We start from the raw sequence: 16,841 nt of genomic DNA, 5'->3' as shown, positions 1-16,841 counted from the left end.
ATATAATCAATGAGTACACATCAATATCAGCAACTGATTGAAATTTTTGATAACGAATTTCTCGCTGATTTCAATACCCGCCTGATTAAAGGCGACGATGAGCCGATTTATCTGCCCGCAGATGATGAAGCGCCTTATAACCGTATCGTGTTTGCTCACGGCTTTTATGCCAGTGCGATCCATGAAATATCGCACTGGTGTATAGCCGGGAAAGAGCGCAGAAAGCTGGTGGATTTTGGTTACTGGTACTGCCCGGACGGGCGGGACGCACAAACGCAGTCAGAATTTGAGGTCGTGGAAATAAAACCGCAGGCACTGGACTGGTTATTTTGTCAGGCTGCCGGTTATCCGTTTAACGTCAGTTGTGACAATCTTGACGGCGATTTCGAGCCTGATCGCGTCAAATTCCGGCGTATTGTTCACGGGCAGGTGATGGAATATCTGGCGCAGAACTCAATACCCCCTCGTGCAGCAAGGTTTATTAATGCCCTGCAATCGTTTTACAATACGCCGCCGCTGACTGCGGACCAATTTCCATGGCCGGAAGATCCGTTTGCCTGACAAACGATTCCGGTGACTGAACTTTAAGGAACAAACATGCTTGCGGATTATGAAACGCGTATCCTCGCCCAGATTGATGACATGGTTGAACATGCCACAGACGATGAACTGTTTGCGGGTGGCTATCTGCAGGGGCATCTGACCCTCGCGGTGGCAGAACTGGAACAGTCGGGTGATCACTCCGTTGAGGCACTTCACAACCGGGTGGAGGAGAGTATCCGTCAGGCAATCAGCGCCGGAGAGCTGACACCGCCGGATCAGGTGCTGGTGCTGGAAACCTGGAAACGCCTGCTGAAAAGCGCGCAGGAGCAGGAATGACAGATAAAGCGCAATACCGCATCCGCCAGGCCCGTCCGGCGGACGCCGCATTGTTACCGGATGTGGAATCGTCTGCCGGCGCGTTATTTGCAACTGCCCCGGGGTATGAGTGGATAGCCCGCAGCGAAGGCCATTCCGAAACGGCATTCCGCAATTTTATCGCCAACGGTAATGCGTGGGTGGCGGCGGACAATCAGGATCAACCGGCCGGGTTTGTGCTTGTTTCCAATCTCGGTACCGGACTGCATATTGATGAGCTTTCTGTCTCTGCGGCGCATCAGCGTCAGGGGCTGGGACGACAGCTGATTGAGCGGGTGAAGAGTGTGGCACTGGCACGCGGTTGTGCGGCAGTAACACTGACCACATTCCGTGATGTGGTATGGAATCGTCCTTATTATGAACATCTTGGTTTTGAAGTATGCGATGTTTCCCGTGCTCCGGCACTGGAAGCGATTATGCTGAAAGAAGCAGAATACGGACTGCAGTTCTGTGATCGTTGTGCCATGATTTACCGGTTTTTCTAAAAAAGTTAAATATCGCACGTAAAAAGAAAAGGTCGCTCCGGTATGCGGCCTTTTTTATTTATGGCGGATTAAGAAACTGATTATTAAGTTATTAACAGATAATAATAAAAGATCTTGAGATTGTGACATTAATGGCGAAAATAGTGCCGCTTTTGTCTGTCTCCGGTATGTATTTCATCATCTTTATATAGATTTTTCTGTTTAACAGAATGATTTTAAATAATGTTTCTGATATCTGAATGGTGATTTTTTCTGAGGCAGTTGTTTCTTTTTGTTGCGTCAACGTCAACAACTACGCAGAGATGTTGAGTAAATAGCAATAACTATTAACTTGCTATTAACATTTGTTGTGTCAGAATGTGTCTGTCCCCATAAAACACAGGTATTGATTATGTTTGAATTACAACCGAAAAACACAGCACAACAGGCTGTGACTATTTACACCAAGATAGCGGTTGCTGCGGTGGTATTGCTGGCACTGTTATTTTCTTTCTGGTTTAAACTTGACGGAATGAGCGTTATTGAAAGAGCAGTCCCTTCCATCGGTATGATTTTATTTACCGGATTAATAATTTTTAATGCTAAACGGGAATTAGATTCGCTGTACCGTTCAGAGGATAAATGTGCGAAAAATGCAGTTGCTCTGAACGCCTGACAGAAACGGTATCGCGTGACGCGGACTGATAAATATAAAGCAGAGACGATCATGGATCATCAGCAGTAATGCTGATGATCCTTTTTTTATGCAAAATTATTTGTACAAATCAGCCCCGGTTTCCTGAGCAATATAACCGATAGCCGCCTGTGCCCTGACACTGTTACCTGCTTTATCCAGCGGCGGGGAATAGACCGCGACGGCGTATTTACCCGGAACCACAGCCAGAATTCCGCCGCCGACACCACTTTTCGCCGGGATGCCGACCTGATATAACCAGGTGCCGGAACCGTCATACAGCCCGGCAATAGCCATCTCTGCCAGAACTTTGCCGGTGTTTTCCGCGCTCAGCAACTGTTTGCCGTTGTACGGGGATTTGCCCTGATTGGCCAGCACCGCACCCATTTTGGCGAGATCAACGGTGGTGGCATCCACTGAACACTGGCGGGTATAGAGATCAACCGCTTCATCCGGATTACCGTATAACATGCCGTAGGACTGCATCAGCCGCGCCAGTGCCTGGTTGTGCTGATTGGTTTCTGATTCAGAGCGGTACACTTCGTCATTCACCGTCAGTTTGGTATCGGCGAACGCTTCCATGTTTTCCATAATCTGCTGCCAGCGGTCATCCGGGTTTTTGGCTTTGATCAGGCTGACGGCACTGATAGCCCCGGCATTGACCAGCGGGTTCTGCGGGCGATCCGGACGCAGTTCAATCGCCAGTCCGGAGTTAAACGGCAGTCCGGTGGCGTTAGCACCCAGTTTTTCCAGTACAACTTCTGATCCCTGCTGATTCATTACCAGCGCGAGGGTAAAGACTTTTGACAGCGACTCAAGAGGAAACAGCGCGTCTTTATCCCCGGCGCTGTAGATTTTTCCGTCTACCGTGGCAATAACAACGGCGTAATTATCGGGGCTGTATTTGGCGAGTGCCGGGATGTAATCCGCCACATCACCGGCTTTTTCGGTTTTGTATTTCTGATACGCCTGCTCAACGATCGTATCGTACTGAATAGCATTGCTTTGAATAACATTGCTGTGAATAGCATTATCGGGAATATTATTGTTCTTTGCGTAAGCAGAGGTGACACAAAACAGCGAAAAGGTTAAGGCAATAACTATTTTATTCTTCATAATCTTCTCCGGTTAGTATTTCCGGATGAAGCGTATAAGTGCACTGACTTTTCTGTAAATTGATCATTGGGCAAGAGAAATTGCCGCTGACAGGTGAACTGCACCGGTTTTCGTGAGAAAGCACACAAAATGACCCAGGTTTGTGGCAGTGATCAATAAAGTCCGGCGATGATATTTTGCGTTATCGCCGGAAAAATTATCAATAATGTGACGGGGACCGGCTCTGTGGCCGGTCAGGTGCGGATTATGACTTTTGCGACAGCGGGCGGCCTTTCAGCAATTTTCGGACATGGAAACGGGCGGGATGAATGGCGGCCAGTGTTTCATCATCCAGGGGAAGCGCTTCATCAAAAATCTGTGCCGCGAGTACCTCAGCGGCCAGCGGGGCGGTGCATAATCCCCGTGAACCGAGTGCCGCCAGCAAAAACAGCTGTGGCTGATGCGGCACACTGCATACGGAGTCAGGTGCGGATTTTTGTTCATCCAGATGTGCATAACATACTGTTATTTTTTCAAAATCAGGAACATTCCCGGCCAGCGGCAGGTGATCGCGCAGTGAGCAGCGGATCCCCTGACGGGACGCTCCGGCGCTGATATCCACCGTCTGCGGCCAGCTGACATCCGGCAGTGACGTAAGCAGCCGCTGTTTATTAGCCGTTTGTTCCTCTTCGCGATATTCCGTTCCGGTATCATTACGCTGGTGGCTGGCACCGATGCAGTGCAGGCCGTCAGCCGGATTCACCGGGGTCAGATAACCCTCATAACACAACACTTTTTTCAGCCCGGCAATGGCGGGAACAGACGGGATATGGCTGACCTGGCCGCGCACCGGTGTGACCGGAAGCGGAGCAGTCTGCGGGAACTGACTGATACAATGGCCGTTGGCCAGTATCACCACATCGGCCTCTGTCGTGCTGTTATCAGCAAAACGAAGCTGCCAGCCCTGTCCGGCGGGGATCAATTCTTTTACTTCACAGCCGAAATGCAGGTGAAGCCCCTCTTTTTGTGCCAGCGCTGCGGTATTGCGTACCAGTTCCTGCGGGCAGAGCCAGCCGCCCTGCGGATAATGCAGGCCGTCAAAATTCACATCTGTTCCGGCAAGTGCAGAAAGCTGTTCCCGTGACAAGCGCTGCACCATCTCATCCGGCCATGTGACAGATGAAATATTATTGATTTTTTTACTGCTTTTTTCGTGATACATCAGCTGAATCACACCGCACCAGTCATGGTCATATTTCACACCCTGAGCTGACAGCGCATCATATGTACGGCGGGCAAACGGGAAAGCGGCGGTAAAAAAACGTTCAGGCGGATCATCCCGGCCGGTCAGCAGCGGATAAAGTGCGCCCTGGCGGTTACCGGAGGCATTAAGTGCCAGTGCGTTATCCGCACAATATAAGGAAACCTCCGCACCACGGCGGAGCAGGGCGAGGGACGTGAGAACCCCGGCGATCCCGCCGCCGATGACGGCTATCTTCTGCCGCGCGGCGGCCGGGTGGCGATCAAACCACGGCGTTGCAGATGATACTGCTTCACGGGGATTCACCCCGGCAAGGCATTCACGTTTATGGGCAAACCCTTTGCGGCGCTCAACGCTGAACCCGGCCTGCTGCAAACCACGGCGCACGAATCCGGCAGCGGTAAAGGTGGCAAAGGTGCCGCCGGGACGGGAAAAACGGATCATCAGATCAAACAGAGACTGCTGCCACATATCCGGGTTTTTGGACGGAGCAAAACCGTCGAGAAACCAGGCGTCAATTTTGTTATCCAGCGCGTGAGTAAGAGAAGGAAGCAGCTCGTTGACATCCCCCAGCCATAAATCGAGCGTAATTTCTCCGCCGGACAGCTGAATACGATGGCAACCCGGCAATGGCTGCGGCCACTGAGCGCACAGTTGTAAGGAGAAATCAGCGAACTCCGGCCAGTGCCGGTGGGCGGCCTGTAAATCGGCCACCGTCAGCGGGAATTTTTCAAAACTGATAAAGTGCAGACGCTTCAGCGGATGCCCGGGATGGGCGGTACGGAACGCCAGGAAACTCTGCCACAGCGTGAGAAAATTAAGCCCTGTACCGAACCCGGTTTCGGCCACGGTACAGACCGGGGTGGTCATCTGTGCAAACCTGTCCGGAAAACCGTTTCCGTTAATAAACACATAGCGGGTTTCCGCCAGTCCGTCGTCGTTCGAAAAATAGACGTCATCAAAATGTTGCGAAACAGGTGTACCCTGTTCATTCCAGGTTAAATGTGCAGTTTCAATTGCGGTTTTTTTCACGTTACGGCCTGAGGATTCTGTTCGGTTTTTCCTGATTTTACTCCGCTTTGCGCTGTACTGCCATGCCGGATGTGACACAGGACAATATCGGTATGTAAAGATGCGAAAAAACGTCTGATCGGACTTGTTCAGCTTACATGTGTAAGCTAAAGTAACGCTAAAATCCCGTACTACTTAAAATGACAGAGGTATTGAATGAAGCGTGCAGTAATCACTGGTCTGGGGATTATCTCAAGTATCGGTAATAACCGGGAGGAAGTACTGGCTTCTTTGAGAGAAGGTCGTTCCGGGATCACATTCTCAGAAGAATTTAAAGAGATCGGGATGCGCAGCCAGGTTTGGGGTAATGTCAAACTGGATACTGCGGGTCTTATTGATCGTAAAACTGTCCGTTTCATGAGTGATGCATCTATCTATGCGTATCTTTCCATGGAGCAGGCTATTGCAGACTCCGGTCTGACAGAAGAGCAGGTATCTCACTATCGTACCGGTGTGGTTGCCGGTTCCGGCGGCGGCTCCCCGCGCACCCAGGCTATCGCGGCTGACGGCATGCGTGCCAAAGGTCTGCGTGGTGTCGGTCCTTATCTGGTACCGCGTGCAATGGCATCCGGTGTGTCTGCAAACCTGGCAACACCATTTAAAATCAAAGGTGTGAACTACTCTATCAGTTCTGCCTGCTCCACGTCCGCACACTGTATCGGCCACGCGGTGGAACTGATCCAGCTGGGTAAACAGGATGTGGTGTTTGCCGGCGGCGGTGAAGAACTGTGCTGGGAAATGAGCTGCGAATTTGACGCGATGGGCGCACTGTCCACTAAATATAACGAAACACCGGACAAAGCATCCCGTACTTATGATCAGGGCCGTGACGGCTTCGTGATCGCAGGCGGCGGCGGTATGGTCGTGGTGGAAGAGCTGGAGCACGCGCTGGCACGCGGCGCACATATCTACGCGGAAGTGGTCGGCTACGGCGCGACCTCTGACGGCGCGGACATGGTTGCCCCGTCCGGTGAAGGTGCGGCCCGCTGCATGCAGATGGCAATGCACGGCCTGGATACACCGGTTGATTACATCAACACCCACGGTACATCCACACCGGTTGGTGACACCAAAGAGCTGGAAGCGATCCGCGAAGTATTCGGTGATCACACGCCGGCACTGTCAGCAACCAAAGCGATGACCGGTCACTCACTGGGTGCGGCAGGTGTTCACGAGGCTATCTACAGCCTGCTGATGCTGGAGCACGGCTTTATCGCGCCGAGCATCAACGTGGAAGAACTCGACGAGAAAGCGGAAGGCATGGCGATTATCACCGAACCGACCGAACGTGAACTGACCACCGTGATGTCCAACAGCTTCGGTTTCGGCGGTACTAACGCCACACTGGTAATGCGCAAATATCAGAACTGATTTTATTCTGATTATCAAATAAATGCCCCGGTTTAATCACCGGGGCATTTTCTTTTGCGGTAAAGTCTGTCAGGGTATAACAGTGCTGTTTATCCTTTTACTGTCACAGGGGTAATAAATGAAAAAACTGACTATCGCAGAGATGACTGAGCCGCAAAAAATCCGTGTCCGTACCCGGCTGGCTCAGGAACAAAAGAAACTGGGGCGTCCGCTGACCAATGCGGAGCAGAATAAAGTCAAAGATCAGATTATCACTGAGATTTCCAAAGAAGTTGATGCCGCTGCCGCTAAAGTCAGAGCGCAGAAAAAAAAGGATAAAATCAAACCCGGCAGCGGAACAGAAACATATAGCTGGTCAGCGAAAACGCATACGCGGGGATTGCGCTGAGCCTTTCTGATAATTTTTATCTGTTTTAATTACAATAACCGCCACCCGGCGGTTTTTATGTCCCGCCTTGTTGTCTTATTTTATAAGATACAGACCTGATTAATTTTAGTTTTAATAAACAACATATTCCTGAATTACAGTGAAATTTATTTTGGGGGATTTAATTTATAAAAACAGAGGTTGCCTATTTCTGTGGTAGCCTTTTTATAAGAATAGTAATAATAAAAATTATTATTATAGGCAATGATAGTAAAAATACAGAACAACCATAAATGGCTAATAAACCAGTTTTTCCCGGTGTATCAATGAAAAAACCACTTTTCCAGAATTGTGGTGTCGTGAATTTAAGGAAAAAGTATTCAGTTATCCATTTTGCAACAGGATAAAAAATAAATCCAAATATGGATAAGAGCAAAAAGATCAGTCTGTATTTAAAATTATCGTTCCAGCAATAGTAAAAGAAAACAGAAGTATAAAACCATCCCCAGCACATATTTTGAATATAATATTTTTTAGTCACTGTATGGTATTCCGTCGTTTGGTGTGCCATTGACAGGACTTTAACATGGTCATATATGATAATAAGAATCAATACTGATACTGTTTTGTCACTTTGTGACAGAGGTGAAAAACTACAAAGATGCCCGAAAATAGCGTAATACAAATAAGGCATTGATAAAGTTATTAAAACAGGGATAACAACAAAAGAAAGTTATATGATTCATCAATGAGTTAATGCTTTTCATTTTTGTTGATTATCCCTGAATACCGGGCCCTGATTTTGTTTTTATCTATTCCCCGGCTTCACACCGCTGCGGCTGCGGTTTCTTGCTTTTGCGGCGGATAATCTGTGTCAGCGGCGTGCGCAGACGCTGCGCCATAATGACCCCGATCAGTACCACACCGCCGCCGATAATATGGTAGCTGTGCAGCTCTTCTTTCAGGAAGACAGCGGCGATAATGGCGGTCAGTACCGGCGCCAGGTTCATAAAGATAGAGGCAGCGTTCGCACCCAGACGGGTTACGCCCAGTATCCACAGCAGCGGTGCAAAGATAGAAGCCGCAATCCCCGCATACAGTACCAGCCCGATATTATCGCGGTTCAGTGCCACATCACCGGCGCTGAGGAAAACCGGGATCAGCAGCAGCACGCCAAAGACAATCTGCATATACAGGGAGTGAATGCTTGAAAGCGGGATCGCCCAGCGTTTGGTCAGTACGCCGTAGAAAGCATAAGCCAGACCGGCGATAAACATCAGCATTTCACCCTGTCCCAGTCCCTGATGCAGTAAATCTGCCGGATGTCCTTTACTGATAAGCCAGGTCAGGCCGCTCAGGGAGAGGATTGTTCCCAGCACAATACCGATGGTCGGCGCGATACGCAGCACCGGAATACTTAACACCACAGTCAGCAGCGGGATCAGCGAGGTGATAATCCCCATAAAGGTCGCACTGACGGTATACGCCGCGTAATACGCCAGGCTCTGATACAGCCCCATGCCGAGAAAACCGAGGACAAACAGTTTCCACGCATGTTGTTTGATCACCGCGCGCTGCTGCCAGACCGGTATGATCAGGAACGGCGTCATCACGGCGAGTGCCAGTGCCCAGCGGTAAAAGGAAATCGCGCCGGGGGCGATGGCACCGGCGGCCAGTTTATTCACCACGGCGTTCACAGACCAGATTAATACAGCCCCGAGGGGTAAAAGCAGGTTTTTCATTCTTAAACTCATTTTCATTATCAGGCAGGTGATGTAGTGTAGTCTGTCTTAATTATTCTATATAACGATATCCAGCCAATTTATAGAGAGGATCTGACAAGATGGCCCGTAAGTCAGATATTTCATCACTGGGCGTGAAAGATCCGGTGACATTAATCTGCCGTCACGAACAGTTTTATTCGGAAACGGAGTTTGCCCTTCATCATCATCCCTTTGGCCAGCTGTTGTATGTCGCCAGCGGTGTGATGGAAATGACCGTTGAGGGGCAGCGATATCTGGCCCCGGCCGGGTTTTGTATCTGGATCCCGCCGGGAACGGAACATGCCAGTTATAACAAAGCCTGCGCCTCTTTCAAAATTATTGATATTTCACCGCAGTGGGCACCGCAGTTACCGCAGATGGCATGTGTGATAGAACTGACGCCGGTCTTCAGCGCTGTGATGCAGGACTTGTTCAGCCGTGAAGTCCGTGAGCCGGAAACAGAGGCAGACAGGCGGCTGTCATTGGTGCTGACTGATCAGCTTATGTTGTCGCGCTGCCAGCCGACTTATCTGCCGGTCACGGATGATAAGCTGCTGGCACCGGTGCTCAGTGCACTTGAGAGCGACCCGTCTGATAATACCTCGCTGGCGGAGTGGGCGGTGCGGCGTTTTACCTCGGAGCGGACATTGTCACGGCGCTGTCAGCAGAAACTGGGAATGTCATTCAGCGAATGGCGTCAGCGCCTGCGTTTTCTGCGGGCGGTGGCGTTATTACAGGAAGGCCGCAGCGTGCAGAATGTCGCGCTGGATGTGGGTTACAGCTCATCCTCTGCCTTTATTGCGATGTTCTCTCAACTGGCGGGGGTGACCCCGGAACGTTTCCGTCATCAGCCTTAATTGCTTTCTTTAGCAACAATCGGTGTTCCGGGCGTAGGTTTTATCCCGCAGAAGTGGCAAAATAGCGGCCATCCGTTTCAATTCCGGTTGTGCCGCCGTACCGACAGGTCTCCGCCGGCCGCCGGCAGATATGAAGGTGAAGCCCGTGAAAATCGTTGTAGATGAGAATATGCCTTACGCCGAAACCCTGTTTTCCCGTCTCGGGGATGTGGTGGCGGTGCCGGGACGTCCGTTACCGGCCGGGGTACTGGATGATGCTGACGCGCTGATGGTGCGTTCTGTCACGAAAGTGAATGCGCAACTGCTGGAAAATACCCCGGTGAAATTCACTGGTACCGCAACGGCCGGTTTTGACCATGTGGATAAAGCCTGGCTGGCAGAGCAGGGGATCGGTTTTTCTTCCGCACCGGGCTGCAACGCGATTGCAGTGGTGGAATATGTGTTTTCCGCCCTGATGCTGCTGGCGGAGCGTGACAGCTTTCAGCTGACGGATAAAACTGTCGGGATTATCGGTGCCGGGAATGTCGGCGGCCGTCTGGCAAAACGTCTGGAAGCGCTGGGTGTCAATATTCTTATCTGTGACCCGCCGCGTGCGGATAACGGTGATGCCGGTGAATTTTATGATATCGATACGCTGGTGGCACAGGCTGATATCCTGACATTCCATACCCCGCTGAATAAATCCGGGCCGTACACCACGCTGCATCTGATGGATGAAACCCGTCTTACTGCGATGAAAGACAACGGTATTCTGATTAACGCCAGCCGTGGTGCGGTGGTGGATAATCAGGCGCTGTTGTCGGTCCTGGCAGGCGGCAAGCCGCTGAGTGTGGTGCTGGATGTGTGGGAGCCGGAGCCTGATCTGTCGCAGGAACTGCTCTCGCTGGCAGATATCGGTACGCCGCATATTGCCGGTTATACTCTTGAAGGCAAGGCGCGCGGTACCACGCAGGTATTTGAGGCGTTCGCGGATTTCACCGGGCAGCCGCAGCAGGTTGCACTGGCAGAACTGTTACCGGCACCGGAATTCGGCTGTATTACGCTGTCAGGTAAAGTAACGCAAAGTATTCTCAAACGTTTAATGCATCTGGTTTATGATGTCCGTCGTGATGATGCGGCGTTACGTGCAGTCGCCGGGGTGCCGGGGGAGTTTGATAAACTGCGTAAGTTTTATCCTGATCGCCGTGAGTGGTCATCACTGACTGTTATTTGTGATGATGCGCAGAGTGCGGCACTGTTGTCTGATCTGGGTTTCACGGCAGAGTACCGCGCATAACATTATTTATTCATTATTTTTCATCATTTTTTCTGACTGTGCCGCACTGATGCGGTGCAGTTTTTGTTCCGGAGATAACTATGTCAGAAGGCTGGAATATTGCCGTATTGGGTGCGACCGGTGCAGTCGGCCGCGCGGTGGTGTCATTACTGGAAGAGCGTGAATTTCCGGTGGGAGAGTTACATTTACTGGCCGGAGAGCGCAGCGCGGGAGAATCGGTGCGCATGAACGGTAAAAGCTATCTGGTCACTGACGCCCGTGATTTTGACTGGTCACAGGTTCAGCTGGCCTTTTTCATGGCCGGCGCAGAAGCCACGGAGGCTTATTATGAAGCCGCCACGGACAGCGGATGCATTGTGATTGACAGCAGCGGTCTGTTTGCGCTGGAACCGGATGTGCCGCTGGTGGTACCGTCGGTGAACCCGCAGGCACTGAGCGAATACCGCAACCGTAACCTGATTGCGCTGGCAGACAGCACCGTCAGCCAGTTACTGACCGCTATCCGTCCGCTGGTGGAAAGCGCCGGGTTATCCCGCATCAATCTGACCAACCTGTTTTCCGTATCCCGTTTCGGGAAACGTGCGGTGGAAGAACTGGCCGGTGAGTGTGCCAAACTCCTCAACGGCATCCCGCCGGAAGCCGGTCGTTTCAGTAAACAGCTGGCGTTTAACCTGCTGCCGCTGCTGACCGATGAGCAGGGCAGTGTGTCAGAAGAGCGCCGTATCGCGGAAGAAACCCGCAAAGTGTTACAGGATGCCGGTCTGCCGATCAGCGTGAGCTGTGTGCAGTCCCCGGTGTTCTACGGTAACGCGCAAATTGTGCAGCTGGAAACGCTGCGCCCGCTCGGCAGTGAAGAAGCGCGCGATGAACTGGAGCGGGCAGAGGATATTCAGCTTTCTGAAGAGCAGGAATTCCCGACTCAGGTCACGGATGCGTCCGGTAACCATCTGCTGAATATTGGTTGTCTGCGAAATGATTACGGCATCCCGGAAATCCTGCATTTCTGGTCGGTGGCCGATAACGTGCAGTTCGGCGGCGCACTGATGGCGGTCGAAATTGCCGAGCGTCTGACGCAGGAGCAGTTTTACTGATGTCAGAGGTGATTTTACCGGCGGATGAGGGTAAAACCACGGTCGCGCTGGGCATTGAATATGACGGCAGCCGCTATTACGGCTGGCAGCGTCAGTCAGAAGTTGCGAGTGTGCAGGGCTGTCTGGAAAAAGCGCTGTCAAAAGTGGCCGCAGAGCCGGTATCGGTTTTCTGTGCGGGCCGGACAGATGCCGGAGTTCATGCTACCGGCCAGGTGGTGCATTTTCACACCGCAGCTGTCCGCAAAGATGCGGCCTGGACGATGGGGGTGAATACTCATCTGCCGTCTGATATCGCGGTGCGCTGGGTCAAAACGGTGCCGGAAAGTTTTCATGCCCGGTTCAGTGCCACGGCGCGGCGTTACCGGTATGTGATTTTTAATCACCGTTTTCGTCCGGCTATTTTAAGTAAAGGCGTAACGCACTTTCATTATCCGCTGGATGAAAAGCGGATGCATGAAGCGGCACAGAGCCTGCTCGGGGAGAATGACTTTTCTTCTTTCCGCGCGTCGCAGTGCCAGTCCAGAAGTCCGTGGCGTAATGTGATGCATGTGAATGTCACCCGTCAGGGACAGTATGTGATTGTGGATATCAAAGCGAACGCGTTTGTGCATCATATGGTGCGCAATATTACCGGTGCTCTGCTGGAGATCGGCTGCGGTAATCTGCCGGTCAGCCGGATGGCGGAACTGCTGGCACTGAAAGATCGCACTCAGGCACCGGCAACAGCACCGGCGGAAGGGTTGTATCTGGTTTCGGTGGATTATCCGGAAGAATTTGCCCTGCCGTCACCGGCGATGGGGCCGCTTTTCCTGGCAGATTAATTTATTGGCCGGATAAGCAGAAGGCTGCGTCCGGCGGGGTGAAATATGGAATACATTAAATTTCTGATCGATTTTATTCTGCACATTGATTTGCATATGCAGGAGATGGTGGCGCAGTACGGAATCTGGGTTTATGCGATTTTATTCCTGATCCTGTTTTGTGAAACCGGGCTTGTGGTCACGCCGTTCCTGCCGGGTGATTCTCTGCTGTTTGTGGCGGGGACACTGGCGGCACTGCCGACCAACGACCTGAATATTCATATCATGGTGCTGCTGATGATTACGGCGGCAATTATCGGTGACGCAGTTAACTATACGATCGGCCACTTTTTCGGGGAGCGGCTTTTCCGCAATCCGGACTCGAAAATTTTCCGTCAGAGCTATCTGCGCAAGACCCATGCGTTCTTTGAAACTCATGGTGGTAAAGCGATTATTCTGGCGCGATTTGTTCCGATCGTGCGGACATTTGCCCCGTTTGTTGCCGGTATGAGTAAGATGTCCTACCGCCACTTTGCGATGTTTAACGTTATCGGCGCGATTGTATGGGTGGTATTATTTGCCTATGCAGGGTATATCTTCGGGGAAACGAAGATTGTGCAGGAAAACTTGAAATTACTTATCGTGGCGATTATTTTCATCTCCATATTGCCCGGTATTATCGAGGTATGGCGTCACCGCCGTGCGGCGAAAAAAGCACAGAAACGTGATGACGCCTGAGTGGTTTGAGCAGTTTTTTATCCACAGTGCATAAGCAATGTGGTTTAATGGCAGATAATAATTACACTGGCTGAGCCAGATTTCAGACGGAAAGGTCATTAATGAGCTGGATTGAAAAAATTCTGAATAAGACCCCAATGAACCAGACACGCAAGGCGAGCATTCCTGAAGGTGTCTGGACGAAGTGTGACAGTTGTGGTCAGGTACTGTACCGCCAGGAGGTGGAACGTAATCTTGAGGTGTGTCCGAAGTGTGACCATCACATGCGGATCCCTGCACGCGCGCGCCTGATGGCGTTTCTGGATGAAGGCAGCACCACGGAACTGGGTACTGATCTGGAACCGAAAGACGTCCTGAAATTCCGTGATTCCAAAAAATACAAAGACCGTCTGGTCTCCGCACAGAAAACAACCGGGGAAAAAGAAGCCCTGATTGCGATGAAAGGCACCCTGAAAACCATGCCGGTTGTTGCGGCAGCGTTTGAATTTGCCTTTATCGGCGGTTCAATGTCCTCGGTGGTCGGCGCACGGTTTGTCCGCGCGGCGGAACAGGCGCTGGAAGATAACTGCCCGCTGGTCTGCTTTTCCGCAAGCGGCGGCGCACGTATGCAGGAAGCGCTGATGTCGCTGATGCAGATGGCCAAAACCAGTGCGGCACTGGCCAAAATGCAGGAGCGCGGTCTGCCGTATATCTCTGTGCTGACTGACCCGACCATGGGCGGCGTTTCCGCAAGTCTGGCAATGCTGGGTGATATCAATATCGCCGAGCCGAAAGCCCTGATCGGTTTTGCCGGTCCGCGCGTTATCGAACAGACTGTCCGTGAAAAATTACCGCCGGGATTCCAGCGCAGTGAGTTCCTGATAGAAAAAGGGGCGATCGATATGATTGTCCGCCGTCCGGAAATGCGTGATACCGTCGCGGAAATTCTGTCAAAACTGACTAACTATCAGTTCCCGCAGGAAGATGAAATCATTGAAATCCTGACTGCGGATGAACCTGATACCGACTTATCTTCCGAAACAGAGACTGATGTCAAAAAACACGATGTCTGATAAGCGAGAAAGACCAACAGCCGCGTCATCAATGATGACGTGGCTTTCTTATCTGGGTGATCTGCATACGCAGGTTATTGATATGGGACTGGAACGTGTCGGTGCGGTGGCGGATATCATGAATCTGCGCTATCCCGCCCCGAAAGTCATTACGGTTTCAGGGACTAACGGCAAAGGCACCACCTGCCACACACTCGAATCCATCCTGCTGGCAGCAGGGTTACGGGTGGGTGTGTACAGTTCCCCGCATCTGGTGAATTACACCGAACGGGTGCGGATTCAGGGACAAAACCCGCCGGAAGCTGATTTCTGCCGTGTCTTTGCGGATATTGACACGCAGCGCGGTGATATCACACTCACCTATTTTGAAGCGGGTACACTGGCGGCATTGCAGTTGTTCCGCGAAGCCAATCTTGATGTGGTGATTCTGGAAGTCGGCCTTGGCGGGCGTCTGGATGCCACCAATATTGTCGATTCTCATATTACGGCGATCACCAGTATCGCACTGGATCACACCGACTGGCTCGGCGCTGACCGCGAGCATATCGCCCGCGAAAAAGCCGGGATTTTCCGTCCGCACTGCGTGGCGGTAATCGGTGAACCGGATGCGCCTTATACCATTGCTGACGTGGCAAACAAGCTGGAAACCTCACTGTTCTGCCGTGCTGATGACTGGTCTTATACCGAGCAGGGTGACCACTGGACGTGGCAGTGTGAGGATGAAACCCTCGAAAATCTGCCGCTGCCGAATGTGCCGCTGGCGAACGCCGCGACGGCACTTGCGGTGATCCACAATCTGCGTCAGGTGAAAGACAAAACCGGCCGCGCCATCACCCGTGAGGCGATTGATACCGGGCTGCGTCAGGCACAACTGCCGGGCCGCTTCCAGATTGTCTCACAAAAACCGCTGACGGTGCTGGATGTGGCGCATAACCCGCATGCCGCCGGTTATCTGGTGTCAAAACTGGCACAGTTGCCGCGCACTGCGCAGAGCCGCGTCCGTGCGGTGATCGGTATGCTGGGTGATAAAGATATCAAAGGCACCCTGGCGGTGCTGAGTGAGCAGGTGACGGATTGGTATGTCGCGCCGCTGACAGAACTGCGCGGTGCCCCGGCTGAACAGCTGGCAGAGCACCTGACCGCCCCGCAGCAGTTTGCGGATGTGGAAAGCGCATGGGAACAGGCGCGCCGTGATGCTTCCCCGGACGATATTGTGGTGGTGTGCGGATCATTCCACACAGTGGCGCATGTCATGGACGTTTTAGCGAAGGAAGGTGCGGGTGGCCAGTAAATTTCAGAATCGCTTAGTCGGAACTATTATCCTGGTGGCGGTGGGTGTGATTGTCCTGCCGGTGCTGCTGGACGGCGATAAGAAATATAACGAAGACCAGTTCGCAGCCATCCCGCTTATCCCGAAAGAGGGTGAGCAGGATGAGATTGATGCGGTAAATCCGATCAATCAGACTATGCCGACAATGCCCTCAGAAGGGGCATCCAGTGCCATGATTACCGAAGCGGCACAAACCGGGACACAAGTCCCGGCAGAAGAATTGCCGGGCGGCAGTACAACCTCCAACGTACCGCCGGGAGCCGATCCGCTGCCGCCGGTAGTGATCCCGGATAAACAGCCGCCGAAACCGGAACCTAAGCCAGAACCAAAACCTGAGCCGAAACCGGAACCAAAACCCGGGCCGAAGCCGGAACCAAAACCGGAAAAAGCCCCTCAGGGACAGGCTTATGTTGTGCAGCTGGGGGCATTATCTAATGCCCGCAAGGTTGAGGAGATTGTGGCCACGCTGCGGTTGTCCGGTTATCAGGTTTACACGGTGCCGCGCGGCAAACTGACGCTGATTATGGTCGGGCCGTCAGCCTCACAGGCAGAGCTGAAGTCCTCGCTGGGGGAACTGAGGCAGCTGACCGGGCTGGATGGCAGGGTACAGGCTTATAAACCGTAGCGAATTTAAGGTATTAGCAGTATCCGTTAATAAAATCAGTTAACTCTTTGCGGCGATTATAATTTTTT

General features: G+C 52.0%; 17 protein-coding genes. 14 read left to right on the top strand and 3 right to left on the bottom strand.

The features are described from left to right. Nucleotides 1–9: 9 nt before the first annotated feature. The 4 genes from AAZR23_RS07780 to AAZR23_RS07765 all read left to right on the top strand — a co-directional run bounded on the left by AAZR23_RS07780 (nucleotide 10) and on the right by AAZR23_RS07765 (nucleotide 2,058). The gene (locus AAZR23_RS07780) at nucleotides 10–561 is read left to right on the top strand and encodes an elongation factor P hydroxylase (protein WP_046893995.1); all 552 of its coding nucleotides are present in this window, start codon (nucleotides 10–12) and stop codon (nucleotides 559–561) included. A gap of 36 nt (nucleotides 562–597) precedes the next feature. Further along, the gene (locus tag AAZR23_RS07775) at nucleotides 598–879 is read left to right on the top strand and encodes a YfcL family protein (RefSeq protein WP_046893996.1); all 282 of its coding nucleotides are present in this window, start codon (nucleotides 598–600) and stop codon (nucleotides 877–879) included. Next, nucleotides 876–1,403, top strand: coding sequence for a GNAT family N-acetyltransferase (locus AAZR23_RS07770; protein ID WP_218426276.1), 528 nt, complete (start codon nucleotides 876–878; stop codon nucleotides 1,401–1,403). Before AAZR23_RS07775 ends, AAZR23_RS07770 begins: the two co-directional genes overlap by 4 nt. A 391-nt stretch (nucleotides 1,404–1,794) precedes the next feature. Then, nucleotides 1,795–2,058 carry a hypothetical protein gene (locus AAZR23_RS07765; RefSeq protein WP_046893998.1) on the top strand — a complete coding sequence of 88 codons (264 nt, stop codon included), beginning with the start codon at nucleotides 1,795–1,797 and terminating at the stop codon, nucleotides 2,056–2,058. Between the two features lie 96 nt (nucleotides 2,059–2,154). Here AAZR23_RS07765 and glsA read toward each other — a convergent pair whose 3' ends face one another. Next, nucleotides 2,155–3,192 (bottom strand): glutaminase A, encoded by a 1,038-nt coding sequence (gene glsA, locus AAZR23_RS07760; protein WP_434691635.1) that lies wholly within the window; start codon nucleotides 3,190–3,192, stop codon nucleotides 2,155–2,157. A 244-nt stretch (nucleotides 3,193–3,436) separates the two neighbouring features. Next, nucleotides 3,437–5,464 (bottom strand): bifunctional tRNA (5-methylaminomethyl-2-thiouridine)(34)-methyltransferase MnmD/FAD-dependent 5-carboxymethylaminomethyl-2-thiouridine(34) oxidoreductase MnmC, encoded by a 2,028-nt coding sequence (gene mnmC / locus AAZR23_RS07755; RefSeq protein WP_434691633.1) that lies wholly within the window; start codon nucleotides 5,462–5,464, stop codon nucleotides 3,437–3,439. Nucleotides 5,465–5,659: 195 nt separating this feature from the next. Here mnmC and fabB point away from each other — a divergent pair, with 195 nt between their 5' ends. Together fabB and AAZR23_RS07745 are read left to right on the top strand one after the other, a co-directional pair. Further along, nucleotides 5,660–6,874, top strand: coding sequence for a beta-ketoacyl-ACP synthase I (gene fabB, locus AAZR23_RS07750; protein WP_107678898.1), 1,215 nt, complete (start codon nucleotides 5,660–5,662; stop codon nucleotides 6,872–6,874). 118 nt (nucleotides 6,875–6,992) lie between these two features. After that, nucleotides 6,993–7,262 carry a DUF3811 domain-containing protein gene (locus AAZR23_RS07745; RefSeq protein WP_045138115.1) on the top strand — a complete coding sequence of 90 codons (270 nt, stop codon included), beginning with the start codon at nucleotides 6,993–6,995 and terminating at the stop codon, nucleotides 7,260–7,262. A gap of 791 nt (nucleotides 7,263–8,053) precedes the next feature. Here the strand turns inward: AAZR23_RS07745 and AAZR23_RS07740 are convergent. After that, nucleotides 8,054–8,983, bottom strand: a complete 930-nt coding sequence (locus AAZR23_RS07740; RefSeq protein ID WP_052927022.1) for a DMT family transporter — start codon at nucleotides 8,981–8,983, stop codon at nucleotides 8,054–8,056. Between the two features lie 101 nt (nucleotides 8,984–9,084). On the opposite strand from AAZR23_RS07740, the gene AAZR23_RS07735 reads away from it, so the two are divergent. From AAZR23_RS07735 to dedD, 8 genes are all read left to right on the top strand, one after another. Continuing rightward, nucleotides 9,085–9,861, top strand: a complete 777-nt coding sequence (locus AAZR23_RS07735; RefSeq protein ID WP_434691629.1) for an AraC family transcriptional regulator — start codon at nucleotides 9,085–9,087, stop codon at nucleotides 9,859–9,861. Nucleotides 9,862–10,006: 145 nt separating this feature from the next. Further along, nucleotides 10,007–11,137: a 4-phosphoerythronate dehydrogenase PdxB gene (gene pdxB, locus AAZR23_RS07730; RefSeq protein WP_166708116.1), complete on the top strand. Its 1,131-nt coding sequence runs from the start codon at nucleotides 10,007–10,009 to the stop codon at nucleotides 11,135–11,137. Between the two features lie 80 nt (nucleotides 11,138–11,217). After that, nucleotides 11,218–12,228 (top strand): aspartate-semialdehyde dehydrogenase, encoded by a 1,011-nt coding sequence (locus AAZR23_RS07725; protein ID WP_434691626.1) that lies wholly within the window; start codon nucleotides 11,218–11,220, stop codon nucleotides 12,226–12,228. Further along, nucleotides 12,228–13,049 (top strand): tRNA pseudouridine(38-40) synthase TruA, encoded by an 822-nt coding sequence (truA, locus tag AAZR23_RS07720; protein ID WP_432692763.1) that lies wholly within the window; start codon nucleotides 12,228–12,230, stop codon nucleotides 13,047–13,049. The genes AAZR23_RS07725 and truA overlap by 1 nt, the downstream gene beginning before the upstream one ends. Nucleotides 13,050–13,094: 45 nt before the next feature. Then, complete coding sequence (locus AAZR23_RS07715; protein WP_004235117.1) at nucleotides 13,095–13,766, top strand: DedA family protein; 672 nt, start codon at nucleotides 13,095–13,097, stop codon at nucleotides 13,764–13,766. Between the two features lie 101 nt (nucleotides 13,767–13,867). Then, the gene (gene accD / locus AAZR23_RS07710; RefSeq protein ID WP_046893328.1) at nucleotides 13,868–14,818 is read left to right on the top strand and encodes an acetyl-CoA carboxylase, carboxyltransferase subunit beta; all 951 of its coding nucleotides are present in this window, start codon (nucleotides 13,868–13,870) and stop codon (nucleotides 14,816–14,818) included. Then, nucleotides 14,811–16,109: a bifunctional tetrahydrofolate synthase/dihydrofolate synthase gene (gene folC / locus AAZR23_RS07705; RefSeq protein ID WP_046893346.1), complete on the top strand. Its 1,299-nt coding sequence runs from the start codon at nucleotides 14,811–14,813 to the stop codon at nucleotides 16,107–16,109. The genes accD and folC overlap by 8 nt, the downstream gene beginning before the upstream one ends. Beyond that, entirely contained in the window at nucleotides 16,099–16,773 is a 675-nt protein-coding gene (gene dedD, locus AAZR23_RS07700) for a cell division protein DedD (RefSeq protein ID WP_166708112.1), read from the top strand. Before folC ends, dedD begins: the two co-directional genes overlap by 11 nt. The last annotated feature ends 68 nt before the right edge of the window (nucleotides 16,774–16,841 follow it).

The sequence above is a fragment of the Morganella sp. Je.2.23 genome (assembly GCF_051129855.1).
Taxonomy (GTDB): domain Bacteria; phylum Pseudomonadota; class Gammaproteobacteria; order Enterobacterales; family Enterobacteriaceae; genus Morganella; species Morganella sibonii.
Note: the sequence above shows the minus strand (reverse complement) of the source record. Positions and strands in the feature narration are given on the sequence as shown.

Coding starts and splice junctions, on each gene's coding strand:
- AAZR23_RS07780 (WP_046893995.1), top strand. CDS start 10: ATGAGTACACATCAATATCAGCAACTGATTGAAATTTTTGATAACGAA.
- AAZR23_RS07725 (WP_434691626.1), top strand. CDS start 11,218: ATGTCAGAAGGCTGGAATATTGCCGTATTGGGTGCGACCGGTGCAGTC.
- AAZR23_RS07740 (WP_052927022.1), bottom strand. CDS start 8,983: ATGAAAAACCTGCTTTTACCCCTCGGGGCTGTATTAATCTGGTCTGTG.
- fabB (WP_107678898.1), top strand. CDS start 5,660: ATGAAGCGTGCAGTAATCACTGGTCTGGGGATTATCTCAAGTATCGGT.
- AAZR23_RS07765 (WP_046893998.1), top strand. CDS start 1,795: ATGTTTGAATTACAACCGAAAAACACAGCACAACAGGCTGTGACTATT.
- glsA (WP_434691635.1), bottom strand. CDS start 3,192: ATGAAGAATAAAATAGTTATTGCCTTAACCTTTTCGCTGTTTTGTGTC.
- folC (WP_046893346.1), top strand. CDS start 14,811: ATGTCTGATAAGCGAGAAAGACCAACAGCCGCGTCATCAATGATGACG.
- accD (WP_046893328.1), top strand. CDS start 13,868: ATGAGCTGGATTGAAAAAATTCTGAATAAGACCCCAATGAACCAGACA.
- AAZR23_RS07715 (WP_004235117.1), top strand. CDS start 13,095: ATGGAATACATTAAATTTCTGATCGATTTTATTCTGCACATTGATTTG.
- truA (WP_432692763.1), top strand. CDS start 12,228: ATGTCAGAGGTGATTTTACCGGCGGATGAGGGTAAAACCACGGTCGCG.
- AAZR23_RS07745 (WP_045138115.1), top strand. CDS start 6,993: ATGAAAAAACTGACTATCGCAGAGATGACTGAGCCGCAAAAAATCCGT.
- AAZR23_RS07735 (WP_434691629.1), top strand. CDS start 9,085: ATGGCCCGTAAGTCAGATATTTCATCACTGGGCGTGAAAGATCCGGTG.
- AAZR23_RS07775 (WP_046893996.1), top strand. CDS start 598: ATGCTTGCGGATTATGAAACGCGTATCCTCGCCCAGATTGATGACATG.
- AAZR23_RS07770 (WP_218426276.1), top strand. CDS start 876: ATGACAGATAAAGCGCAATACCGCATCCGCCAGGCCCGTCCGGCGGAC.